Source organism: Streptomyces carpinensis (assembly GCF_002154505.1).
GTDB lineage: Bacteria > Actinomycetota > Actinomycetes > Streptomycetales > Streptomycetaceae > Streptomyces > Streptomyces carpinensis.
On the sequence record NZ_MUBM01000766.1, the window covers coordinates 431 to 653 of the forward strand.

Consider the following 223-nt stretch of genomic DNA (forward strand, 5'->3'; position numbering starts at 1 on the left):
GTGCGACTTCGATCCGGCGGCCCTCGGACTGGACGGGGAGCAGGTGGCGCGCTGCGACCGCTACATCCAGTTCGGGCTGGTCGCCGGGGATGAGGCGGTACGGGACTCGGGACTCGACCTCGCACGGGAGAACCCCTGGCGGGTCGGGGTCTCCCTGGGCACCGCGGTCGGCGGCACGACCCGGCTGGAGAGCGACTACGTACTGGTCAGCCACTCCGGCGAG

General features: G+C 72.2%; 1 protein-coding gene. It reads left to right on the forward strand.

Annotation, left to right across the window (positions count from 1 at the left end; all coding sequences use genetic code 11):
* Positions 1–223 (forward strand): beta-ketoacyl synthase N-terminal-like domain-containing protein (locus tag BZY54_RS48640; protein WP_279634789.1); only part of this gene is annotated, 223 nt, incomplete at both ends.